This is a genomic window from Marinobacter piscis, from assembly GCF_007671655.1.
Classification (GTDB): domain Bacteria; phylum Pseudomonadota; class Gammaproteobacteria; order Pseudomonadales; family Oleiphilaceae; genus Marinobacter; species Marinobacter piscensis.
The window spans coordinates 71,589-95,743 of the sequence record NZ_VCGX01000005.1 but is presented as its reverse complement, the minus strand read 5'-3'; the positions used below and the strand labels follow the sequence as shown (position 1 = coordinate 95,743).

At 55.5% G+C, this 24,155-nt stretch carries 24 protein-coding genes; 5 read left to right on the top strand and 19 right to left on the bottom strand.

The window, feature by feature from the left end:
* Positions 1-12 precede the first annotated feature (12 nt).
* The gene (locus tag FFI95_RS14910) at positions 13-1,380 is read left to right on the top strand and encodes a sigma-54-dependent transcriptional regulator (RefSeq protein WP_144823829.1); all 1,368 of its coding nucleotides are present in this window, start codon (positions 13-15) and stop codon (positions 1,378-1,380) included.
* 110 nt (positions 1,381-1,490) lie between these two features.
* Positions 1,491-2,063 carry a GspH/FimT family pseudopilin gene (locus FFI95_RS14905; RefSeq protein WP_186312031.1) on the top strand — a complete coding sequence of 191 codons (573 nt, stop codon included), beginning with the start codon at positions 1,491-1,493 and terminating at the stop codon, positions 2,061-2,063.
* A 5-nt stretch (positions 2,064-2,068) separates the two neighbouring features.
* Here the strand turns inward: FFI95_RS14905 and FFI95_RS14900 are convergent, their stop codons facing one another.
* From FFI95_RS14900 to murJ, 13 genes are all read right to left on the bottom strand, one after another.
* Entirely contained in the window at positions 2,069-2,524 is a 456-nt protein-coding gene (locus tag FFI95_RS14900; RefSeq protein WP_144823827.1) for a type IV pilin protein, read from the bottom strand.
* Positions 2,525-2,529: 5 nt separating this feature from the next.
* Positions 2,530-5,808 carry a pilus assembly protein gene (locus tag FFI95_RS14895; RefSeq protein ID WP_144823826.1) on the bottom strand — a complete coding sequence of 1,093 codons (3,279 nt, stop codon included), beginning with the start codon at positions 5,806-5,808 and terminating at the stop codon, positions 2,530-2,532.
* A gap of 15 nt (positions 5,809-5,823) precedes the next feature.
* Positions 5,824-6,138 carry a hypothetical protein gene (locus FFI95_RS14890; protein ID WP_144823825.1) on the bottom strand — a complete coding sequence of 105 codons (315 nt, stop codon included), beginning with the start codon at positions 6,136-6,138 and terminating at the stop codon, positions 5,824-5,826.
* A gap of 77 nt (positions 6,139-6,215) precedes the next feature.
* Entirely contained in the window at positions 6,216-6,731 is a 516-nt protein-coding gene (locus tag FFI95_RS14885) for a PilX N-terminal domain-containing pilus assembly protein (RefSeq protein WP_246069530.1), read from the bottom strand.
* On the bottom strand, positions 6,731-7,753 hold the full coding sequence (locus tag FFI95_RS14880) for a PilW family protein (RefSeq protein WP_186312030.1): 1,023 nt from the start codon (positions 7,751-7,753) through the stop codon (positions 6,731-6,733). Before FFI95_RS14880 ends, FFI95_RS14885 begins: the two co-directional genes overlap by 1 nt.
* Positions 7,754-7,794: 41 nt before the next feature.
* Positions 7,795-8,304: a type IV pilus modification protein PilV gene (gene pilV, locus FFI95_RS14875; protein ID WP_144823823.1), complete on the bottom strand. Its 510-nt coding sequence runs from the start codon at positions 8,302-8,304 to the stop codon at positions 7,795-7,797.
* A gap of 30 nt (positions 8,305-8,334) precedes the next feature.
* Positions 8,335-8,904, bottom strand: a complete 570-nt coding sequence (locus FFI95_RS14870; RefSeq protein WP_144823822.1) for a GspH/FimT family pseudopilin — start codon at positions 8,902-8,904, stop codon at positions 8,335-8,337.
* A 220-nt stretch (positions 8,905-9,124) separates the two neighbouring features.
* Positions 9,125-10,075 carry a 4-hydroxy-3-methylbut-2-enyl diphosphate reductase gene (gene ispH, locus FFI95_RS14865; protein WP_144823821.1) on the bottom strand — a complete coding sequence of 317 codons (951 nt, stop codon included), beginning with the start codon at positions 10,073-10,075 and terminating at the stop codon, positions 9,125-9,127.
* Positions 10,076-10,077: 2 nt separating this feature from the next.
* A complete protein-coding gene (locus tag FFI95_RS14860; protein ID WP_144823820.1) occupies positions 10,078-10,530 on the bottom strand; it encodes an FKBP-type peptidyl-prolyl cis-trans isomerase in 453 nt (150 codons plus the stop codon).
* Between the two features lie 5 nt (positions 10,531-10,535).
* Positions 10,536-11,054, bottom strand: a complete 519-nt coding sequence (lspA, locus tag FFI95_RS14855; RefSeq protein WP_425463067.1) for a signal peptidase II — start codon at positions 11,052-11,054, stop codon at positions 10,536-10,538.
* A gap of 5 nt (positions 11,055-11,059) precedes the next feature.
* Entirely contained in the window at positions 11,060-13,879 is a 2,820-nt protein-coding gene (ileS, locus tag FFI95_RS14850) for an isoleucine--tRNA ligase (RefSeq protein ID WP_144823818.1), read from the bottom strand.
* A gap of 33 nt (positions 13,880-13,912) precedes the next feature.
* Positions 13,913-14,866, bottom strand: a complete 954-nt coding sequence (gene ribF, locus FFI95_RS14845) for a bifunctional riboflavin kinase/FAD synthetase (RefSeq protein ID WP_144823817.1) — start codon at positions 14,864-14,866, stop codon at positions 13,913-13,915.
* A gap of 84 nt (positions 14,867-14,950) precedes the next feature.
* Entirely contained in the window at positions 14,951-16,531 is a 1,581-nt protein-coding gene (gene murJ / locus FFI95_RS14840; RefSeq protein ID WP_144823816.1) for a murein biosynthesis integral membrane protein MurJ, read from the bottom strand.
* 252 nt (positions 16,532-16,783) lie between these two features.
* Between murJ and rpsT the strand changes: the two genes are divergently transcribed.
* Entirely contained in the window at positions 16,784-17,053 is a 270-nt protein-coding gene (gene rpsT, locus FFI95_RS14835; RefSeq protein WP_144823815.1) for a 30S ribosomal protein S20, read from the top strand.
* A 66-nt stretch (positions 17,054-17,119) separates the two neighbouring features.
* Here rpsT and proB read toward each other — a convergent pair whose 3' ends face one another.
* The 4 genes from proB to rplU all read right to left on the bottom strand — a co-directional run bounded on the left by proB (position 17,120) and on the right by rplU (position 20,215).
* Complete coding sequence (gene proB / locus FFI95_RS14830; RefSeq protein WP_144823814.1) at positions 17,120-18,244, bottom strand: glutamate 5-kinase; 1,125 nt, start codon at positions 18,242-18,244, stop codon at positions 17,120-17,122.
* 20 nt (positions 18,245-18,264) lie between these two features.
* On the bottom strand, positions 18,265-19,455 hold the full coding sequence (gene cgtA / locus FFI95_RS14825) for an Obg family GTPase CgtA (RefSeq protein WP_144823813.1): 1,191 nt from the start codon (positions 19,453-19,455) through the stop codon (positions 18,265-18,267).
* Between the two features lie 145 nt (positions 19,456-19,600).
* Complete coding sequence (gene rpmA / locus FFI95_RS14820) at positions 19,601-19,861, bottom strand: 50S ribosomal protein L27 (protein WP_144823812.1); 261 nt, start codon at positions 19,859-19,861, stop codon at positions 19,601-19,603.
* Positions 19,862-19,903: 42 nt separating this feature from the next.
* Positions 19,904-20,215 (bottom strand): 50S ribosomal protein L21, encoded by a 312-nt coding sequence (rplU, locus tag FFI95_RS14815; RefSeq protein WP_144823811.1) that lies wholly within the window; start codon positions 20,213-20,215, stop codon positions 19,904-19,906.
* Between the two features lie 242 nt (positions 20,216-20,457).
* Between rplU and FFI95_RS14810 the strand changes: the two genes are divergently transcribed.
* Positions 20,458-21,426, top strand: coding sequence for a polyprenyl synthetase family protein (locus tag FFI95_RS14810; RefSeq protein WP_144823810.1), 969 nt, complete (start codon positions 20,458-20,460; stop codon positions 21,424-21,426).
* On the opposite strand, the gene FFI95_RS14805 is transcribed toward FFI95_RS14810, so the two are convergent.
* The gene (locus tag FFI95_RS14805; protein ID WP_144823809.1) at positions 21,419-22,405 is read right to left on the bottom strand and encodes a glutathione S-transferase family protein; all 987 of its coding nucleotides are present in this window, start codon (positions 22,403-22,405) and stop codon (positions 21,419-21,421) included. The two genes, FFI95_RS14810 and FFI95_RS14805, sit on opposite strands and share 8 nt — an antisense overlap.
* 102 nt (positions 22,406-22,507) lie before the next feature.
* On the opposite strand from FFI95_RS14805, the gene FFI95_RS14800 reads away from it, so the two are divergent.
* Positions 22,508-23,416: a LysR substrate-binding domain-containing protein gene (locus FFI95_RS14800; RefSeq protein WP_144823808.1), complete on the top strand. Its 909-nt coding sequence runs from the start codon at positions 22,508-22,510 to the stop codon at positions 23,414-23,416.
* A gap of 10 nt (positions 23,417-23,426) precedes the next feature.
* On the opposite strand, the gene FFI95_RS14795 is transcribed toward FFI95_RS14800, so the two are convergent.
* Positions 23,427-24,083: a DUF2057 family protein gene (locus FFI95_RS14795; RefSeq protein ID WP_144823807.1), complete on the bottom strand. Its 657-nt coding sequence runs from the start codon at positions 24,081-24,083 to the stop codon at positions 23,427-23,429.
* Positions 24,084-24,155 lie beyond the last annotated feature (72 nt).

The following is a 24,155-nucleotide window of genomic DNA, read 5'->3' as shown; positions in this document are numbered from 1 at the left end:
CGACATAACACGATGACCACCCACACCGCGCTGATTGTTGATGATGAACCGGATATCCGGGACCTGCTTGAAATCACTCTTACCCGAATGGGGATTGAGACCTTCACTGCGCCCGATCTCACCGCTGCCCTCCAGGTTCTCAAAACCCAGGCTCCCCATCTGTGCCTGACCGATATGAACCTGCCGGATGGCAATGGCATCGAGCTGGTGCAATGGATACAGCAACACAGCCCGGCAACGCCTGTTGCGGTGATCACAGCCTATGGCTGCATGGAGACGGCCATCGAATCACTGAAAGCCGGCGCCTTCGATTTTGTATCCAAACCGGTTGAACTGTCCCGGCTCAGAGAGCTGGTCAACAGCGCCCTGAAGCTTGCCAGGCCGGAGCCAGGTACAGACGATTCTCAAGATGAACCCGGGCTTTTGCTGGGGAACTCACAACAAATAAAAATCCTGCGCAACCAGACCCGAAAACTGGCCAGAAGCCAGGCCCCGGTCTTTATCAATGGGGAGTCCGGCAGTGGTAAAGAACTGGTAGCGCGAATGATCCACCTGCAGGGTCCGCGCAGTGACGGCCCGTTTGTTGCCGTTAACTGCGGCGCAATTCCCTCGGAACTCATGGAAAGCGAATTCTTTGGCCATAAAAAAGGCAGTTTCACCGGCGCTACCGACAACAAAGACGGCCTCTTCCGCTCCGCAAACGGTGGCACCCTGTTTCTGGACGAAGTTGCCGATCTGCCACTGCCCATGCAGGTGAAGCTCTTGCGGGCGATTCAGGAAAAAGCCGTGCGCCCGGTGGGTGAAACCAAAGAAATCCCCGTGGACATACGCCTGCTCAGCGCCACCCACAAAAATCTCGCGGAGCTGGTTCAGGAAGGGACTTTCCGGCAAGACCTGTTTTACCGGATCAACGTAATCGAACTGGCCGTACCTCCCCTGCGGGAGCGCACAGGCGATATTCCGCTACTGGCCAGACGCATCCTTGAACGCATTGCCCGGGAATACGAATGCGATACCGCCACCCTGACCCGGGATGCTCTCGAACGCTTGCAAGAACACGACTTCCCCGGCAACGTGCGGGAGCTGGAAAACATACTGGAGCGCGCCTTTACCCTGTGTGATTCAGAGCAGATAAGCGCGGCTGACCTGCATCTGGGTAACAGCCTGGAGAGTCGGCCGCAAAGTACAGCTGCGGCTTCCCGTTCGACACTTGTACCGGATGGGGATATCGATCTGGAAGACTACCTTGAATCCATCGAGCGCCAGGCTATTGAAAAAGCACTGGAGGCGACTCGATGGAATAAAACGGCGGCGGCTAAAAGGCTGGGGATCAGTTTTCGGGCTATGCGGTATCGGTTGAAGAAGTTGGGGATGGAGTGAGGTGCGACCAAGCTCACAAATCGGTCAACACTCCATACAACTGCCGTAATTCTTGATACCCTTCTGAGTTTTGGAGCAGGATGCTCCCACGAAAACAAGGACGTCGTACAATGAGCAACTACTCCCGCTGCACCGGCAATGGCGGCTTCACACTTGTGGAGCTGCTTATCGTAATCTCGATTTTCACAATCTCACTCAGCGTTGCAGTCCCAAATTTTCAGACCCTACTGCTGAATAACGCCAGGTCGGAAATCACCAATACCTACCGTGGCGCGCTCGCGCTGGCACGGAGCCACGCCGTCTCTTCCCGGAAAATTGCCGCAATCTGTCCTTTGGACGCCGACAGCAATTGTACCGACGATTGGAACCTCCCGGTCTCCGTTTTCCCCGATTCGAACAGGGACCGGAAGCCGGATAATGACGAGATATGGCGGGTTATTCCCAAACCGAACAATCGGTTCTCAGTTCACTCCAGAACAGGGGGAAGCGGCGTGATTCACTTCGGACCAGATGGCATCGTTCATGGTCGAACCGGAAGCGTGGTCATCTGCCCACAGGACCTTTCCACAAGGCAGATGACCTACCTGGCCGTAAGCCGGGGTGGGCGGGCACGGCAGGTCTCAGACGAAGACGGAGATGGAGTGATCAACCTGTCCTGGGGCGGGCGGATCACCTGCCCCTGACAGTCTTACTTCTCCCAGTCGTTTTCGCCGGCATCATCAGTGTCACCGTCGTTGTTCTCATCCCAGCCCCGGCGACCGGTATGATCGAGAGTGAGAATACCGTCGCCGGCCTGGGCGTTTTTGGGTGTTGCCTGCAAGGAATAGGACGTGGCGTCGGCATCTTCGATCGTCAGGTCGTAATACTTAGTACTACCGTCAATTGGTGCCTCATCCGGGAAAATGGCGGGCGCTCCGGTGTTGTTCCCCCCGGAAGCTGCGCCCTGATAATTACCATTCGACGCCCGATGACGCTCCATGGCAGCAGCCAACCCCATGAGCGCCCCTTGAGCATCCGATCGTCTCGCCCTTTCCACATACTCCGTGTAGCTGGGGTAGGCGATGGCGGCGATTATTCCGATAATTGCCACCACGATCATCAACTCAATCAGGGTAAAGCCTTTGTTCGCTTTAACTGACCGCACTCCGCTCACTCCTCATACCAGTAAATCTTTCTGACCAGCCCACCAGGGTCAGGCGGCATCAGGGTCTCGGCGCCAGAAACAATTATTTCAACACCGTCAATGGTTATTGTTTGGGGAGAAGGCGGCAACCCCAAAGTTTTGAGAGTAATGTACCGGTCAGAGGCGGTCAGGTTCTCATCCGCATCTCCGCCAATCTTGTCGTAGTTGACCACAGCACGCCCGTCCCAAAGCTTTACGTGATACAGTCTCGACTGTCCTGCAGCAGGGATGCATGGATCAAGGTTTGCGGATGGCTCAAAGGTCGTAAAGTAGAGATCACCCCGCAGCGTTGTACTGCTTGAAAGCACTTTCTCTCCATTTCTTGTCAAGCGAATATACCAACCTTTCGCTTCCGCCAGAGAGTTTGTTGCCGCCTCCTTCTCATCTGCATCGCCCTGCTGAATAAGGTTATCCGTTGCATCCATTAGGTCCGACTCTGTCAAAATCGAATACTCAATATCCCCGTCGTCGTTTCTCGGAGCATCTACAGAATCAATCGTAAGCTTGTAGAAACGATCGTCGATAACTTTATCCAGTGGGTGTGCCTGATAGCCAGAGCCAATGGCCAAATTCAGGAAACGCCTGCCGTTTCGCAGGGTGCCTGAGATATCTGGCGAATGGTAAAAGCGACGGTTTGACGCTGACCCACTCCCCGCCAGGCTCGCGATAACTCCCCCGGTAGCAAAGCCTGCTGCGTCCTGACCATTGTTAAAGTCAAAACGAAGAATCTGCCCACCCATATCGCCTACATACAATTGGTCAGCCAGACCATCACCATTAACATCTATCACGGCGGGTGCTGCCGGAATACTGTAATTCATTCCAGCGACCTTAAGGTTAGCGGCACTCGCACTGCTTCCCGCCCACCAGAGCCGATCTCCTGTTACTGCGTCAACCATGTAGATCGCTCGCCCCATGCCATCCTCTGTGCGCACATTGACACCATCCTGACGAGGATCATAGCCCCCGGAAAGGAACAACACGTCCTTGACACTATCACCAATACGCACGCGGTGCTTTACCGGATCCGCCCAGGTTTGCCCGAGTTCCGCGAAGTGACCCGACCCACCGGAAATCGCCCAAAGCATAGAGGGCGACGCTCTGTCAGTCACATCAAGGGCATAGTAGCTTCGCCCCCCTCTCCTCATTCCGGAATAGATATAGACGGAGTCAGAACCATTAACGATACGGTCACCGTTTCGATCGTCAAACCACGCTACAACAGAGCCATCCATTCCATAAGGCCTGGGACCATCTAAAACTCGCTGGTTCATGTATACATTCTGATTAATGAGCAATTCAGCAGGGATAAATGAAAACTCGGCTTCTCCAGTTTCACCATCAATCGCATGGAGAAAACCTTGATTGTCCCCGTAAAAGATTGTTGTATCCGGGTTGTTTTGATCACCACCATAGACCTGTAAGTACGGGCGCGAATGCAGCGGATCAGCCAGGAACTTCCTTGACTCTGTTATATTACCGTCCCGGTCCTCGTCGAGGACGTCTTGGCCCCGCGTCCAGCGAACCAATAACTTATGCTGATCGTCCAACATATCAGGATTACCGAATAATTCCTTACCCAGATTATCAATATTGCTGAGACTCACTGCATTAGAGGCGTTTGACAGAGACTGTGAGCCTCCCAGGTACGTGTAAACCTTCCGCTTGCTGTTGTCGGCATCTATGACACTAGCAGCGCCACCCTGGCCAGCAGCAGCCCCATCGGCTGACGGTGACCAATAACTCTGCGCAGAATCCCGGAAAAAGCCTGTCGCCTGGTCGATGGCAGGATTCCCATTTCTGTCTACAATTGTGCCGTCTGATTGAAGGCGATAACGCTTCAGGTTACCCGGCCACAACGGCTGCACTACAGGTTCAAAAACAGAAAAATAGAGGGAGTCAAGGTGATTTAGCTGGTTAAAGTTACTCACACTAACCCCGGGCGATGCGAACGTCGTATTCGTTGACAGCACTTCCCTGAATATCGAATAAAAGGCATTCTCCAGCTCGTCAGCATTATCGGCAACGTAGTACTTTCCTCCGCCTGCTGTAGCAGCCCGGTTCAGAAGTTCTTGATTCGTTTGAAAGCCAACAGTATGCGTTATTACTCTTTGGTGCCCGATATAATCATCATTTATATCCTGTTCAAACATATATTCAGCAATTTCAGCCAGGCAGTTCTGAACTCTCCTATTGTTGTCATCGGTAATCACGGCACAACCTGTAACGTCTATCTCTGACCTGATCTTGCTATTGTGATTATCATCGTAGGTTGGCACCCCATCGGTCAGCAAAACAATATGGTTAGCCTGGCACTCCAGATCAATCGGGCTATTGTATTTGCCATCCGAAACCGAATCGTCATGCTGCCTCGCTGCAGGGCTCAAAAACGGCTCACTGCCCTCAAAGTAGCGCTTCGCCCCAAACAAGGTCTCAGCTAGTGGCGTATTAGTTTCTGGCCGGAGCCCATTAACAGCTTGCTTGAAAGCGGAGCGGACTTCACTGACAGGCCCGATCGGCTGCAAAATCTTACCGCCCTCTCCGGCATTCTTGCCATCCTCATCAAACGACATTAATCCGATATTCATGCCTTCAAGGCCATCAGCAAGGTTATTTGCAACTTGCTTAACAATCTCAAGCCGACTAACCCAGGTATCTGTACGATGGTTTGCGTACCAGTTACGATAATTCCCGGTGGAATAGACGTGATCATCGATTCCTGCCCAATTAATATCATCGCTTGCAGAGTCTTCAGACTCACAAACAATGGGGCCTTCTGTAACATCTTCGCGATTGAGAGATTGCCAGGATCCACCCTCGGCATCACCACTGCATCCAGGAGCCCAGGGCACCCATTCGCAATACCAAGGCAGCGACGCCTCTTCCCAGTATGCCAATCGATAGTTAGCGGTTTGCCCCAGAGTATCCAGCTTACTTTCAATATCATCACATTGAAGCGCAGATCGAGAAATACGATAGTAGTTCCCACCATCCAGGTAGTAGACATCATTCGTCGTATAGCTGCCGGAGTAATTAATTGTCGGGTCGTAATCAGCAGCTTTGACCCGGACTTTATTAATCATACTCCCCGAGTTGTCCAAAATGAAAAGAATGTTGGGTGCAGAAACTTCCTGTTCGATATTGAAAAATATTTCAGTGTCATCCGCGTACACACTACTGAAAAAGGGGGACAGAACGAGCATCTGAACCGCTATGAAATTTTTGATAAACCGAAGATTGGTCATAAAGACACCCCAGTATTAACGGCTATAAAAATAAACCTTTTGCGCCAACTTTGTCTGAGGGTGATAGAGCACTACCCCCAACCCACCGTTTGCCTGAACCGCCTGTTTTGCAGAAACCTGTTGCTCGCCAACGTATATCTCCAGGCCCCTGGCTGGCAGAAAGGTGGTGTGCTGACAGTCCTCACACTGAACAATGCGAATTCCCACAACATCTCCCTGATTATTGGTTACAAGTGTCAGGTCTACCCCCTCCGCAGCCCGGCTAACGACGGCTTCATCAAAGCCCTCCAGGTCAAAACTCTGAGCAGCCACCAAGCTAGAGAAAATCAAACAAACAAGCAGCGAAAGAAACCGATTTAAGTGCGAAACTTTTACATTCATAGTGCCCACCTGTGTGTAACGGGATATCATCTAGGCTCAAAGCCATAAGTATGGCTAGAACCCGCCTGCGTGCTTGCATTTTCCGTGGTCAGTTGAAGCTCAAACCGCGGTCGAGGAACAGTGCTTTGGCCCGGAGCCGGCGCAGATCGCTCTTCACCCGGGCGGGCAAACAACCCCGCATCCCCTACATAAGTGACTCTGTACTCGGCAGACACAGGATCAACCGCATCGGTGTAATTGGTGGCGCTACTCGGGACACCTACCCCGCGATCCAGGGCGTCACTCATCACTGTTGCCGTGCCGCCCAGGATGTCTTCATCCTCCAGAATATCTTCCAGCAGGCTGGCCGTGTCCTGAAACGAGAGGTTCTTGTACTGGGCGTTGGTGGCCATTCGCTCCTGAAAAACAGCAGTTTCCAGGCTACCAACGCCGAGCAGCGTCACCACCAACAGCACAATGAGACTGATGACAAGCACTGCGCCCCGCTCACGGCCAGGACCAACAACCACTCTACTTTGCCGCTTTGCCATTTCAGCACCCATTACTGGTCAATCCGGTTTCTTACCTTCACGGTCATGGTAAAGGTTGTTCTCAGGCGCCCATCAGCCGGATAGGTTGCCTGCGCTCCAGCCGTACCCGCCGGCTGCACGGCCATCCCGGGCAAGACATAGTCTTTGCTGTCAGCGATTTCCATCACGCGCTCCTCATCACTGACCAGAAGCCCCAACTGTATGGCGTCCACCGAGTTCCACTCCGAGGCATCCACGTTATCCGCGGTCACATACCGCATATCACCATTATCTTCTCTGACGCCATAAAGGACCTGTAATCTCTCCACGCCACTGACGACCTCAAGCCCGTTCTGATAAAGAGCGAAAATAGCGTTACCCTGTCGGTCGTTACGGCCCGTATCTCCAACCCAATAGCTCGTTGTGTTGAAGTGAAATACTCGGGCCCCCTCCGGGTAATTCTGGGACAGTGGCTGATGGTTTATGTGATGGTCCTCCAAGCCGTCGGGGTCGCCTACTGCAAACACATCCGCAGCAGCGCAGTTGGTTATCAAGGCATTCTCACCCATGCGATACTCCGTTACTGCCTGGTCCGAATCGGTACTGATAATGCTCCCCCCATCGGCCATATCCTGATCCAGGGTTAACGCAGGGCCATTTGCCCGGCGAATCTGAAGCACATCCGAGCCTGTGACGGCATCGTCACTCATGGCGCCGACAGCGAAATCATCCACCAGGTCATCCCAGCCATCGCCATCAACACGGACTCCCCTCAATCCCGTGCCAAAGAAATCTCTGTCCAGAGTCGAGGCGCGGAAGTCCGGTTCAAAGTCCTGCATGGGAAAAGCGCAGCCCTGGAACCCCATCATTCGCAGATCTCTTGCCATGAGATCCAGGGCAATTCGCCCTGACTCCTGCACCCTCGCCATGGCGCGACTCACCCGCGAGGTTTCCGTAGAGTCGAGGTACATGGTCAGTATGCCCAGCGTGATCAGGGTGCTCAGCAGGAGCGCGATCATCAATTCAACGAGCGAGAGACCGGTCTGCCGTCTCATGGGTTTCAAGTTGCCTGATAGGGATACCATTCAGCGTTACCTTACAGATTGAATGTCAGCACAAACTGCTGATTTACATTGTTGAACTCGCTGTCGTCAGAACTCCATCCCACTTGTTGCCAGATAATAGTGATATCAAACGTTTCACCATTTCGATCAATGGTGCCACTGGCTTCGGGCAGCATGGCCGCTCCCTCTTCGGCCCCAATCAAGGAACGCGCCCACAGAGCTTTATCGACATTCACAACGGTATTGGAATCACATCCCGAACCAGACGAATAACATCCCGGCAAATCGGGCGCACTAGCGATGTCAAAGCCATCGTAATCCCCCGCTAATGCCCTCTCGCTATTAGCCCGGATTCGATCGGCCATATCATAGGCCAAGATACTGGCCTGAGTACGCAAATAAGCATTGCGATTGCTCTCAAGCCCCTTGATCACCATGGCTGCCGCGCCAAGCAAGCCGACTGACACGATCACCAGGGTCACCAAGATCTCGATCATGGTAATGCCTTTCTCACGGCCCGAATTCACACGATTCAGCCTCATTACAACCCTCCGAATTTCACTGAATCAGAATCACGGACACGCAATGGCCGCCCCTGCATGGTCGAGTCCGTCCCGGACAACCCGCACCTGTCCGGCACCGGAAACCACCAGCGCTTCGGCATTACTCACGCCCCGCTCATCACAGACAATAAAGGTTCCGGCTGCTGGCGCACCGGCAGGCAACCTGGGCATCCCCTCGGCATCGAACCTTACGGAGGAGTTCACGCCGCCAAAGCCCCTGACTCTCAGCGTGTTCCCCCCTGACAGCTCACTGTTGACCCGCAGAACTTCATCATCGCCAGCATCGACGGTCGCGTCGCCGTCAACATCGCGAAAAACAATCCAACCATTTTCCCACAGGGCGCTGCCGCTGCAGGTAGCACCGTTAGCGCTGGCACAAAGGGTTACTGAGGCTCCGGGCCGGGTGGATGCAGAGCTGCGTGCAAATGCGATCGTCCCCGACAGAGAGTTAAGTTGTGAGGCGATTCGATTGTTTGCAACCATTGTCTGAAAGGAAGGGATAGCCACCCCAATTACAATGCTCAGAACCACGAGGGTTACCATTAACTCTACTAACGTCAGTCCGTACTGGTACCGCATCTACACATCCATCTCTGACAGTTTTTCTATAGACAATGCTAAAGGATGTCGTGCCTATAAAGAACAGGTCAACGACAAGCGGTCAACGCAGGAGGATAAACGGAGAGAGGACGATATATTTGTGACCGGGATCAACAAAAGAAAAAACCGCCACGGTTTTACGACAAGTGGCGGTTTGTAGAAGATAAGCGGAAACAGATCCGCAAAAGCGTGATTCAGGTCAAACGTTCAGTGCGTCTATCCGCAATTCTTTAGGCATAGAAAACACAATATTCTCCTCCCGCCCTGCAATCTCTTCAGGCACGTTGCCACCAAGATCGCGCAGGCGGGCAATCACATCATTAACCAGCACTTCCGGGGCGGAAGCGCCAGCGGTTACGCCGATGGATTCTTTGCCTTCCAGCCATTGCGGGTCAATCTGGGAGGCTTCGTCGATCAGGTAGGCGGGCGTGCCCATGCGTTCCGCCAGCTCGCGCAGGCGGTTGGAGTTGGAGCTGTTGGGGGAGCCTACCACCAGCATGAGGTCGCAGTCGCCGGCCAGTTGTTTTACCGCATCCTGGCGATTCTGGGTGGCGTAGCATATGTCGTCTTTGCGCGGGCCTTCAATCTCGGGGAAGCGTTCGCGCAGGGCATCAATCACGCGGGCGGTGTCGTCCATAGAAAGAGTGGTCTGGGTCACGTAAGACACATGAGCCGGGTCTTTCACTTCCAGCCGTGACACGTCTTCCTCGTTTTCCACCAGGTAGATATCACCGCCGGTGCTGTGATCATACTGGCCCATGGTGCCTTCCACTTCCGGGTGGCCGTGGTGGCCAATCAGTATGCACTCGCGACCATCGCGGCTGTAGCGCATCACTTCCATATGCACTTTGGTAACCAGCGGACAGGTGGCGTCAAATACCTTGAGGCCACGGTCAGCCGCTTCGTTCTGCACGGCCTGAGACACGCCGTGGGCGCTGAAGATCACTAGTTTATCGTCTGGTACTTCGTGTAGCTCATCGACAAAAATGGCGCCACGATTGCGGAGGTTGTCGACCACAAACTTGTTGTGGACCACTTCGTGGCGGACGTAAATGGGTGCACCAAACACGTCAAGCGCACGGTTTACGATTTCAATGGCGCGATCCACGCCTGCACAAAAACCACGGGGGTTTGCCAGTCTGATCTGCATAGTCAGTGCGTCTGTCCTGCCGGTTCTACGTCTACAATTTCAACATCAAAGATCAGTGTACGCCCGGATAGCGGATGATTGAAGTCTACTTCCACTTCATCGCCTTCCACACGGCTGATCACTCCGGGCAATTCATGTTGCCGGGCATCGGCAAATGAGATCATTACACCTGCCTCGAGCACCATGTCGGCACTGAACTCGTGCCGTTTGAAGGTCTGCAGGTTGTTGGGGTTACGCTGGCCAAAGCCGTTCTCCGGCGGCACTTCGTAGCTGGCTTTGTCGCCGGCTTTCATGCCCATCAGATACGCCTCGAAGTTCTCGGGCAGGCTTTCATCACCAATTTCCAGAGTGGCGGCAGCCTTGTCGAAGTTGCCGTCAATCACCTCACCACTGTCGAATTTCAGCGCAAAATGCAGGGTTACGCGCGTCCCTTTGTCTACAGGCAGTTCTTTCATGGGCGTTACTCGCTCCCTTTCGCCGCTTCGTCGGGGTCAGCCGGCTTGCGGAATACATCAAGAATCATCATGGCTGCACCTATGGTAATTGCAGTGTCAGCCAGATTGAATGCGGGAAAGTGCCAGTCCTGCCAGTAAAAATGCAGAAAATCGACAACATAACCGTGCACTACCCGGTCGTATACGTTGCCAATGGCGCCCCCCAGTATCAGTGCAATGGCAATAGCGGTCCAGGTTTCATGGTGCCGGAGTTTTCTCAGCCAGCCTGTCAGAACCACACTGACCACCAATGCCAGGGCTACAAAAAACCAACGCTGCCAGCCAGCAGCACCGGCCAAAAAACTGAACGCAGCCCCTGTGTTGTGCAGCAGCGTCAGGTTGAACATGGGCATAACCGGCACCGGGCTGGCGTAGGTCAGCATCGCGGTCGCCATGGCCTTGGTGCCAAGATCCACTGCAACCACCAGCGCTGCCAGCCAGAGCCATTTCAGCTTGGTTCCGGTTACCGGCTTACTCATTGTCATGTGCATCAGGCAAACGAGCGGGTTTCGCCCGTTCCTTCAACGTTGGTAATACAGCGACCACAAAGATCCGGATAGGTCTCATGGCTGCCTACGTCTTCACGGTGATGCCAGCAACGCTCGCACTTGGTGTTTGCAGCTGGTACAACTGCTACGCGCAAGCCTTCATAACCGGTCACCTCGGCGCTGCCCGCCTCGGATATCGGCCTTACAGTGGCTTCGGATGTAATCAGCACAAAGCGCAGCTCTTCTCCCAGGTATTCCAGGTCTGCCGCCAGGTCTGCATCGCAGTAGAGTGTTACTTCAGCGCTCAGTGAGCCTTTGATTTCACCGCGCACACGGGCTTCTTCCAGGCACTTGTTAACGGCTTCCTTCACACTGTAAATCCGGTGCCAGTAATCACGGCTCAGTTCAGCATTGTCCGGGAGTGCGGTCAGGCCTTCGTACCAGGTTTCATAGAACACAGTGTCACCGTGCTCTCCCGGCAGATGCTGCCAGATTTCGTCGGCGGTGAAACTGAGAATGGGCGCAACCCAGCGCGCCAGCGCCTCTATTACGTGGTGCAGCGCCGTCTGGCATGAGCGCCGGGCGAGGCTATCGGCCTGGGTGGTGTACTGACGGTCCTTGATAATATCAAGATAGAACCCGCCGAGTGTGGCCTCGCAGAAGCTGTACACTTTCTGGGAAATCCGCAGGAACGCGTAGTTCTCATAATCCTCATGCAGCTCGTTCTGCAGTTGCAGCGTGCGGTCTACCATCCAGCGGTCCAGCGCAATCATGTCCTCCGGCGCCACCATGTGCTGCTGAGGGTCAAACCCTGTCAGGTTGCTCAGCAGGAAACGGGACGTGTTCCGTATGCGTCGGTAGCCATCCGCGGTTTGTTTCAGGATGCCTTTGGAAACCGTCATCTCGCCACTGTAGTCGGTTGCCGCCACCCACAAACGCAGGATGTCTGCCCCCAGCTCGTTCATGACCTCCTGGGGCGCAATCACGTTGCCCATAGATTTGGACATCTTCAGACCTTTGCCGTCCACGGTGAAGCCGTGGGTCAGCACCTGCTTGTAAGGCGCCACCCCGTTCATGGCTATGGAGGTTTTCAGTGACGACTGAAACCAGCCACGGTGCTGATCCGAGCCTTCCAGATACAGGTCAGCCGGAAACTGCCCCAGCTCCGGGCGCACACGCAGAACGGATTCGTGGGTCACGCCTGAGTCGAACCACACGTCCAGGGTGTCCAGCACTTTCTCGTAGTGCTCAGCGTCATCACCCAGCAACTCACTGGTGTCCAGGTCGTACCAGGCGTCAATGCCATCGGTTTCGATGATCTGGACCACTTTTTCAATCAGGCTCTGGGTATCCGGGTGCAATTCCTGGGTTTCTTTATGAATAAACAGGGTGATGGGTACGCCCCAGGTGCGCTGGCGCGACACACACCAGTCCGGCGACTGCTGGAACATGGCTTCAATCCGGCTCTGCCCCCAGGCAGGAACCCAGCGCACACCCTTGATTGCCTCCAAAGCATCTGCCCGGAGGTTTTCCTTGTCCATGCTGATAAACCACTGAGGGGTTGCGCGGTAAATCAGTGGCGTTTTGGTACGCCAGCAATGGGGGAAGCTGTGGCGGAACTGTTCCTTGCGCACCAGCTTGCCTTCACGCTCAAGCGCCTCGCAGACGGGCTCATCCGCTTTATACACATGAATACCCGCAAATTCCCCGGCAGCGCTGGTGTAGGTACCATTCGCCTGCACCAGGTTGAGGGTATCAATGCTGTAGTCCTTGCCAACCAGGAAGTCTTCCATACCGTGGTCCGGTGCAGTATGGACCGCCCCGGTACCTGCATCAGTGGATACGTGATCACCCAGAATCGCCGGCACCTGTTTGTCGTAGATCGGGTGGTGCAGAGACAAGAGCTCAAGGTCTGTCCCCATACAGGTGCCCAACACTTCATAGTCTTCAATTTCCCAGCGCGCCATGATGTCTTCCACCATGGCCGCCGCAAGAATCATGCGTTCCGGGCCATTACCGGCATCAACCTGGACCAGCGCATACTCCAGGTCTGCGTTTAGTGATACAGCCTGGTTCGCCGGGATGGTCCAGGGCGTGGTGGTCCAGATAACCACGGACACATCACCCTCACCCTTGTCCGTATCGAACAGTGCCAGCGCCTTGCTTTGGTCAACCACGGTGAAGCGCACATCAATCTGCGTGGAGGTTTTATCCTGATACTCCACTTCGGCCTCTGCCAGTGCGGACTGACCCACCACACTCCAGTAAACCGGCCGGTACCCGCGCACAAGGTGGCCTTTGGCCACAATCTTGCCCAGTGCCCGCACAATGCCAGCCTCTACTTTCGGGTCCATGGTGAGGTAGGGCTTGTCCCATTCGCCCATAATGCCCAGACGGGTAAAGTCCGCTTTTTGCCCGGCAATCTGTTTGGTGGCGTAGTCCCGGCAGGCCTGGCGGAAGGTTTTGTAATCAACCTTCACCCCGGCTTTGCCGATTTCCTGCTCAACCTTGTGCTCAATGGGCAGACCATGGCAGTCCCAGCCTGGCACATAGGGCGCATCAAAGCCCATGAAACCGCGGGACTTCACAATCATATCCTTCAGAATCTTGTTAACCGCATGACCAATGTGAATGCTGCCGTTGGCGTAGGGAGGGCCATCATGAAGAATGAACTTTTCCCGACCTTCCCGTTGCTTACGCAGGTTGGCGTATACGTTCAGGTCTTGCCAGCGCTTGAGCATCTCGGGCTCGCGCTTGGCCAGGTTGCCGCGCATGGGAAACGCGGTTTCCGGCAGATTCAGAGTGTGCTTGTAGTCGCTCATGGTTTGTGTGCGTACTCTTTTGGTCAGTGTGGGTCAGTGATGCTGTGCCAGCCACGCCTTGGCGGCGTCGAAATCTCTGGCTATCTGCGCCTTGAGCGCATCGATGGATTCAAATTTTTCCTCGTCCCGCAGTCCATGGCGGAACACAACGTCTATACGCTGGCCGTAAAGTGTGCCAGTAAAGTCAAACAGGTGCACTTCCAGGGCTGGCTGCCTGCCATCCACTGTGGGCCGCAGGCCGATGTTGGCAACGCCGTGCTTTATAGTGCCGTCTGCCAGGGTAACACCAACAACATACACCCCGCGCAGGGCTGGCATCTGGCGCAGAAGAACATTGGCGGTGGGGGCCCCGATCTGCCGACCCAGCTGCCGTCCATACACAACCTTCCCGCGAATGCAGTAGGGTTTGCCAAGCAGGGCCTCAGCTTTTTGCAGCTCATTATCCAGCAGCAGGTTACGAATACGGGTACTGCTTACCCGCTCCCCGGCCACGGTAACGGTGCGGGTGTTTTCCACGGAATAACCGGCCGTTTTACCCACCTCTTCCAGCAATCGGAAGTCGCCTGCACGGTCGCAGCCAAAGCGGAAGTCGTCACCGACAACCAGGTGTCGCACCGCCAGCCCATCGATCAGCACATCGTTGATAAAGCCCATGCCCGAATAGCTGCGAAAAGCGGCGTCAAACCTCAGGCAAAGCACGATATCCACGCCGGCTGCCCGCAGGGCTTCCAGCTTCTGCCGAAACCCGAACAAACGGGGCGGCGCCTCCATGCCCTGAAAAAACTCCCTGGGCTGCGGCTCGAAAATCATGACCACCGAGGGCAGATTTAACGCCGCCGCTTTACTTTTCACCTGCTCGATAATGGTCTGATGGCCCAGATGAACGCCGTCGAAGTTGCCAATAGTAGCCACGCAGCCGCTTGCCAGCGGGGAATCTCCCCGCCCGGAGAGCTTCTTCAGGTTGGTCAGGCTCCGGATAAGACGCATGCAATGCGCACCTTTATTTGCCAGATGGCTTTCAGCGCTCGTTCAGTGTACAAAAACGCTGGTGAGAAAACGCGCGATTATACCTTACCTTTGGCGGAAATGTCTTATCCTCACCCCGGACAGGGCCAGCACAATAAAGTAAGTGCCACCGCCCGCCACGACCAGCATGGCCATATACAGGGATCGCTCGATGGCTTCCGCCGTCAGCCAGCGCCACACAGAACTGTTCAGCCACAGGATAACAGCAACCATGGCGCCGTTCGCCAGCCCGATCTGAACCAGGAACTTTCCCCAGCCAGGCTGACTTTTCCAGGCGCCTTCGCGCCGCAGACCACGCCACAACAAGGTTGCGTTAAGCCAGGCTGAAAGTGAAGTAGCCAGGGCCAGGCCGGCATGGGCCAGCGGGAAAACAAGCACCAGGTTGAAGACCATATTGGCAACCATGGCAATCACCCCGATCTTCACCGGTGTGCGGGTGTCCTGGCGCGCGAAAAAGCCCGGCGCCAGAACCTTTATAATCATGAACGCCAACAGACCGGCAGAGTATGCGCGCAAACTTCGGGCCGACATCATCACATCCCGATCGGTTACCTCGCCATAATGAAACAACGTTGCGATCAGTGGCTCTGCAAGCAGCGCCAGCGCAATGGCGGCCGGCACGCCGATAAGCAGCACGGCACGCACAGCCCAGTCCAGTGTCGCGGCAAACTGCTCTGAAGAGGCGGCTGCGTGCTTGCGGGACAGGCTGGGCAGAATAACCGTGCCTATGGCAATGCCGAAGACCCCGAGGGGCAACTCCGAGAGCCGGTCGGAATAGTACAGCCAGGAGACACTGCCGGTTTCCAGGAACGATGCCAGCACCGTGTCCAGCAACAGATTGATCTGGCTGACCGATACACCAAACAGCGCCGGCAGCATCAGCTTCAGGATACGGCTGACACCTTCGTGCCGGTAATCCACCCGCGGACGCGGCATTAACCCCAGCCGCATCAGGAAAGGCAGCTGGAAAAAGAGCTGCAATGCCCCGGCAATAAACACCCCCCAGGCCAGCGCCATAACCGGCTCACTCATCAGCGGCGTGAGGTAAACCGCAGCTCCGATCATGGCCAGATTAAGCAGTACCGGTGTAAATGCAGGCACCGCAAAGCGGTCGTAGCTGTTCAGAATACCGCCGGCGAACGCGGTCAGGGAAATCATCAGCAGGTAAGGAAACGTGATCCGCAGCATATCGCTGGTCAGTGCGAACTTGACCTCATCGCCGAGAAACCCAGGGGCAAACACCGCCGTCAGCAGCGGCGCACCCAGCATGGGCACCAGAGTGATACCCAGCAAAACCAACCCCAGCGATCCGGCAACCGCATCCACCAGTCGCTTTACTTCCGAAACCGGCTGGTTTTCCCGATAGGATGAAAGCACGGGTACGAAAGCCTGAGAGAACGCCCCCTCTGCGAACAGTCGCCGTAAAAAGTTCGGAATCTTGAAGGCCACAAAAAATGCGTCTGCGCCGGCGCCGGCACCAAAATAACGGGCAATCACAATATCCCGGACCAGCCCAAGCACCCGGGAAAGCATGGTCATAATCCCCACCAGCCCGGATGAGCGAAGCAGGCCGGGCGCCTTGCCTGGTGCTTTTTGTTCGGTTCGTTTCTCAGCTTGTGATGACATTCAGCCTATGGTTCCGTGCTACACTTGTATGAATCGGGCCGTCGAGCTTACCACAGGCTATTTATGCCAAGGGAGCGATGCCAGCGGTATTGACTTTTTCGGGTTTGAGCGGCATAGTTTCGCGTCATTTATTTCGACGCGCTGGTTATGGGCGCGCCCGCGATTTTAACGGAACCTCTGGATGGTAGTCTGGCCAGGGTTTTCCATACGAATCATTCAGAAACGAGTTCAAGTACTTTCAGGAGTTTTACGGTGGCAAATACCCCGCAATCCAAAAAGCGCGCACGTCAGAACGAGCAAAACCGCAAGCACAACGCAAGCCTGCGCTCAATGACACGCACCTACATGAAAAAAGTTCAGGCCCAGATCGATGCCGGCAACTATGAAGAAGCCCAGGCTGCTTTCAAAACTGCCCAGCCGATCATGGACAGCATGGTCAACAAAGGCGTTTTTGCAAAGAACAAGGTTGCGCGCCAGAAGAGCCGCATGAACGCTAAAATCAAAGCACTGAAGAGCGCCTGATAACATCCAGCTCTGAATTGCATTATAGCGTTAGTAAAAACCGGCCCTCAGGCCGGTTTTTTTGTTTCAGATAATGACCATATTATCCCGGTGAATCATTTCTTCATCGGAGATATAGCCCAGAATCTCATTAATGCTGCTGCTTGGCCGACCAGCTATGGCCCTGGCATCCACCGCATCATAGTTCACCAGACCCCGGGCAACTTCTGCCCCGTCAAGAGCAACACACGACACCATCTCGCCACGGCGAAACTGTCCGACCACATCCCGCACCCCAACCGGAAGCAGGCTGCGCCCACCCTGGCGGAGTACACTGACCGCGCCATCATCCAGCGTCAGTTTGCCACGGGTTTGCAGATGACTGGCCAGCCACTGCTTGCGGGCCGCTGTGCGCCCCTGTTCGGGCAGCAATAAAGTGCCCACAACATCACCCTGACGTAAACGCGACAACACACCTTCAATCCGCCCACCGGCAATGACTGTAAAAGCCCCTGAGCGAGCAGCCAGGCGCGCGGCACGCAGCTTGGTCTGCATACCACCCCGACCGAGAGCGCCAGCACTGCCACCGGCCATAGCATTCAGATCGCGATCGCCAGCGTAACGCTCCGTCACCAGGCTCGCATCCGGGTTCTTGCGCGGGTCTTTATCAAACAGCCCCAACTGATCAGTCAGAATAATCAGCCCATCCGCTTCCACGAGATTGGCAACCAACGCCCCCAAGGTGTCATTATCGCCAAAGCGGATCTCGTCGGTCACCACCGTATCGTTTTCGTTTACGATGGGCACTACGCCCACATCCAGCAATGCTCTCAGAGTACTGCGTCCATTCAGATAGCGCTTACGGTCAGACAGGTCATCATGAGTCAGCAGCACCTGGGCAGTATGAATACCATGGCGCTTGAACTGAGCCTCCCAGGTCTGCACCAGCCCCATCTGCCCCACAGCAGCGGCGGCCTGAAGCTCATGCAACTGGTCCGGACGCCGGGCCCAGCCCAGACGGCTCATGCCTTCGGCTACAGAGCCTGAAGACACGACAACCAGCTCAACACCCTGCTGCACCAACTCGACCATCTGATCAACCCAGACCCCCAATGCTGCAACGTCCAGACCGCGACCGTCGTTGGTTAGCAGCGCACTTCCGATTTTCACAACCAGGCGGCGGGCCTGGCCAAGCTGGGCACGTTCACTCATGACAGGGGTGTTACCTCTCTTCAGTCCGGCGCATAAATGACCTCAACGCCGTCGTCATCGTCGTCAAAGTCGTCTTCGTCTTCTTCACGGGCAGCTCTGCGGGCCAGTTTTTCTTCCTCAATACCGACCCGGGCTTCTTCGTCCATCTGCCGGCGTCTTTCAGCTTCACGCTCAGCTGCCTCAGGATTCTCAACCTCTTCCTCGGCGCGCTCCTCAATCCAGCGCATAACAGCCTGTGTCAGCGGCTTGGTGCCCTCACCGCTTAATGCAGAAATTCTGAACACCGGTCCCTGCCAGCCCAGCTCGTCAATAATTGCCTGACAATGCGCCTCACGCTCATCCTCCGGCACCATGTCGACCTTGTTCAGCACCAGCCAGCGTTCACGCCCGGCCAGTGTTTCACTGAACTTTTCCAGCTCGTTAACAATCACCCGCACCGCATCAGCCGGAGAGGAGCCGTCATAAGGAGCTACATCTACAAGGTGCAACAGCAACCGGGTGCGCACCAGGTGTTTAAGGAAGCGGACGCCAAGGCCGGCACCTTCTGCAGCGCCCTCAATCAGCCCCGGAATATCCGCAACCACAAAGCTCTGGTGCGCCTGTACACTCACCACCCCCAGGTTCGGCACCAGAGTGGTAAACGGGTAATCCGCTACCTTCGGCGTAGCGGCAGACACAGACCGGATAAAGGTGGATTTGCCGGCATTGGGCATACCCAACAGCCCCACATCCGCAAGCACCTTCAGCTCAAGACGCAGATTCCGGAGTTCCCCTTCAGAGCCTTTAGTAGTCTGGCGGGGCGCCCGGTTTACAGACGACTTGAATCTGGTGTTTCCAAGTCCGTGAAAACCGCCCTGAGCCACTTTGAGACGCTGACCAATACGAGTCAGATCCCCCAGCACTTCGTGGGTATCCATATCCACCACCGTGGTGCCAACCGGCACCGGCAAGACCAGGTCGCTGCCCTTGGTGCCTGTGCAGTTACGCCCGGCACCCGGCTCGCCATTTTCGGCCTTGTGCTTACGCTGAAAGCGGTAATCAATCAGCGTATTGAGGGAGTCTTCCGCTTCCAGGTACACGGAGCCACCATCGCCGCCGTCACCGCCATCGGGACCGCCCTTAGGTACGTACTTTTCACGCCGGAAGCTCAGACAACCGTGCCCGCCCTTTCCGGCCTCTACAATGATGGTGGCTTCGTCTACAAATTTCATGATTCAACCCTTTGCGCATAGCGCATAAACAAAAAGCCCCGCAGCCTCTGGGAAGCTTTGCGGGGCTCCGGGCGACTCTTGCCGCTGGCTGCAACAGCACAGCACAAGAGCTGCCTAAGGCTCTGAAGAACCGGATCGCCGCTGCTTACGCAGCTGGAACGATACTTACAGTCTTGCGGCTCTTCGGACCTCTCACTTCGAATTTGACCTCACCGTTTGCCTTGGCAAACAGAGTGTGGTCTTTACCCAGGCCAACATTGCTGCCTGCGTGGAACCTGGTTCCGCGCTGACGAACAATAATGCTGCCCGCAGAAACTGTTTCACCGCCGTAGCGCTTCACCCCAAGCCGTTTCGACTCGGAATCCCGACCGTTACGGGTACTACCTGCTGCTTTTTTATGAGCCATGATTAGCCTCCTGTTAAAAGGGTTTTTCCGGGTTTACCGGGATCAGCCCTGGATACCCGTGACCTTCACTTCAGTAAACCACTGACGGTGGCCCTGACGCTTCATCGAGTGCTTACGACGACGGAACTTGATGATATTAACTTTATCATGACGTCCGTGGCTAACCACCTCGGCGGTAACCTTGGCACCGTCTACAACCGGTGCGCCAACTTTAACGTTGTCGCCATCGGCCACCAGCAGAACGCGATCAAACTCAACGCTGCCGCCGGTTTCCGCTTCCAGCTTTTCCAGCTTCAGAGTTTCGCCTTCTTTTACACGGTGCTGCTTACCACCGCTTACAATAACTGCGTACATTAACATTACTCCGCGATTGACCCATCCCTGCTCTTATCCGCCTGGTTCTAAGGGAAGCGCTTCGGCAACCCTATTGCAGGGAGCGCAGGTTGGGATGAGTTGGGCGCGTGATTGTACGAAAAGCAACGCGGTAATACAAGCCAAGTTGACAGTAACCGCAGCAAAACCTAGGATTGCCGCGACCTGCCTGTATTATCAAAACACGCATCACATACGACATCAGCAAGGGACCTAAAAGCCGCATGACAGCCCAGCGCATATACGACACAGTGGCAACTGACTTCAACCGTGTTAATGACCTGATCATCCAGCGGCTTGCCTCCGATGTCCCCATGGTGGAGAAAGTAGCCCAGCATATCATTGAAAGCGGCGGCAAGCGTCTGCGTCCATTGCTGGTGTTACTGGCCAGTCAGGCTGCCGGCTATACAGACGACGAGCATATCAAGCTGGCCGTTGTTATCGAATTCCTGCACACAGCCACCCTGCTGCACGATGACGTTGTCGACACCTCTGACATGCGCCGCGGCAGAAGAACAGCCAATGCCCAATGGGGTAACGCTCCCAGCGTTCTGGTAGGCGATTTTCTCTATGCCCGTTCATTCGAGATGATGGTCGAGCTGCGAAACCTGCCGATTATGGACGTACTGTCCCGGGCCACGGCCGTGATTGCCCAGGGCGAGGTGATGCAGCTGATGAACGTGAAAAACCCGGATATTACCGAAGAGCAGTACATGACGGTAATTCACAACAAAACCGCCATGCTCTTTGAAGCCTCGTCCCATTCCGGTGCCCTGCTGGCGAATGCCAGCGAGACCCGGGTGCAGGCGCTGAAAGACTATGGCAAACACCTGGGGCTGGCGTTTCAGCTGGTAGACGATGTTCTGGATTACCGGGGTGATGCCGAAGCCATGGGGAAAAATGTGGGTGACGACCTGGCAGAAGGCAAAACCACATTGCCCCTGATCCATGCCATGACTCGCAGCACCGAAGACGATCGCCAGCTTATCCGCCAGGCGATCCGCAAGGCCGGACTGGACAGCCTGCCCAGGATTCTCGGGCTTGTGGAAAGCTCCGGGGCTCTGGAGTACACCATGAAAAAAGCCAGAGCCGAAGCCGCGCAAGCCTCCGATGCTCTCAAAGCTCTTCCTGACTCTCCCTATAAAGAAGCCCTGGAGCTACTCGCCCAGGTTGCCGTGGCGCGGGTCAGCTGAGACTGTCGCGCCCGTGGGGAGAGGTGAAGTCCAGCGACGGCCCCACAGGTACAATCTGTGTCGGGTTGATCGTCCGCTGGCTCACATAGTAGTGGCGCTTGATCTGATCAATACTGACGGTTTCAGCCACTCCGGGCACCTGATACAGCTCACGCACGTAGCCTGACAACGCCGGAAAGTCGCTGATCCGCTGACGATTACACTTGAAGTGGCTGTAATACACCGCATCAAACCGCACCAGCGTGGTAAACAACCGCCAGTCAGCTTCTGTAATTGTGCTCCCCGTCAGATACCTCTGCCCTGATAACTTTGTCTCCAGCCAGTCCAGCGACTCAAACAGCTCGGCATAGGCCTTTTCATACTGATCCTGAGCCGTAGCAAAGCCCGCCTTGTACACACCGTTATTAACCGTGTTGTAAACCCGCTCATTCACTGCATCAATGTCTGCCCGGAGAGCCTCGGGATAGAGGTCCAGGTCGGCATTTACACCGTCCAGAGCATCGAAGGCCGAATTGAACATACGGATAATGTCTGCCGACTCATTGCTGACGATCGTCTCCTGCTTCTTGTCCCACAGAGACGGAACCGTTACCCGTCCTGAATAGTCCGGCGCCGCCTTGGTATACACCTGGTGCATAAAACGGAAGTTGTGCAGATCGTCTGTATGCTCACTCTCGCCCGGCCGGAACTCCCAGCCATTCTCGACCATGTCCGGATGCACGACGGATACGGAAATGTGCTTCTCAAGCCCTTTCAGCTTGCGGAAAATAAGCGTGCGATGCGCCCAGGGACAGGCCAGAGATACGTACAAATGATAGCGCGCGGACTCAGCCTTGAAGCCACCTTCTCCTGCCGGCCCCGCGGAACCATCTACTGTTACCCAGTTCCGGAAGCGCGCAGCCTCACGCTCAAACTTGCCACCGGTTTTACTGGTGTCATACCAATGATCATGCCACTGTCCGTCTACCAGAAGACCCATGTCTGACTCCCATCTCTACAATGCTGTAATAGCTACAATAGCGGCCAAACTGCTACTCTCTCAAGCAATCAATTCTGGCCAACACCATCAGATTATTCGAACATGCAGACAGCCATCACTATAGACGCCCTGAGAGTTCTTGACGCCATTGACCGCAAAGGCAGCTTTGCCGGAGCCGCCAACGCCTTGTTCCGGGTGCCCTCCGCGATAAGCTATACCGTGCAGAAACTTGAAGAAGACCTTAATGTTTCTCTCTTTGATCGCAGCGGGCACAAGGCTGAACTCACTCCCGCCGGCCATTACCTGCTCCGGGAAGGTCGTACCCTTCTTGATGCGGCCACCAGCCTGGCACACTCAACGCAACAGGTTGCACAGGGCTGGGAAACCACTCTGCGCATCGGCATTAACTCCTTGCTGCCGGCAGAATGCCTGTTTCCGGCGATCAAGGACTTTTATGCCATGGGCGTTCCCGTGGATGTGCAGATTATAGAGGAGGTGTTTGCCGGTACCTGGGATGCGCTACGGGACCGCAGGGCGGACCTGATTGTGGGGGCGGATGATATCAGCAAGCCAGCCGGCAACTTCGCCAGCCAGACACTCGGGGCTATGGAGTTCGTCTTTGCGGTTGCGCCGGATCACCCACTGGCACAGGTTAACGTCCCGTTGAGCGAGGAGGACATTCTGCGCTTTCCCGCTGCAGTTGCAGCCGATTCCTCCCGGTCACTGCCGGCAGGCCATGCCGGCATCTTTCACCGGCAACGCACGCTGACCGGAACCACGGTCAGTCATAAAATCGCCATACAAAAAGCCGGCCTGGGGGTAGGCTGGCTGCCCCGCTCCCGGATAACCGCCCTGCTTGAGTCCGGGGAACTCATCGAGAAGCAGGTAGCGGAGCCCAGGCAACCGATATCTCTGCAGGCTGCCCGACACGCCACCGATAAAGGCAAGGCACTGATGTGGTTCTGGGAGAGGCTGACCAGCGACCCGGCGGTTACCGACTGGCTGGCCTGACCTCCGGCTCTTATTCGAAAGCCCAGCGCAGAAACGCTTTTTTCTCTTCCTCGGTCGCAGTCTGCCAGGTGGCCTTCAAGCGCTCCAGCGAGCCTGCGTCAGCACTGCCTGACATACCCTGCCCGCCAGATGCCTGACCGTCAGACAATGGCGTCCGCTCTGCCTGAGCTTTACGAGCTGAAGACCAGTCGGTAGAGCGGGCCATCACTTCACCCTCTGCGTTAACAATGGACGCCGAGAACTCCGGCATACTCTGCTCGGCCTCTCTCCGGGAGCCGGGCTTATCAAATTCAAACCGGTAAGTCTCACTGGCACTGGCATCAAACCGCACAACCTGCGGCTCACTCTTGATCACATGAACCTTGGATTCGCCATTCTCTACAACACCCGACTTGGCCCAGATGGTCTTATAGGTAAATACCACTTCGTTTTCGCCTGGTAACAGCGCATAGTCCAGTGCCAAGTCGTCCATCAGATAGTTGGTCATGGAACGCCCGTTAACCCGGGTAACGCGAATGGCGCCCGGAGCTTTCAGCGTTGCGGCTTCTGCAGCAGCAGACGGGCTGCCCTCCCAGGTCTCAAGCTTGGTAACCGCAGTGGAACAACCCGCAACAACCGTCAGGGCCAGTACTGTCAGGGCAGCACGAAAAACATGAACAACACGCATTATTTCTCCTTACAACACAGGGAGGCCCGGATAGGCCACAGATAAGAAACTGGGACGTATTCTGAACGCGGC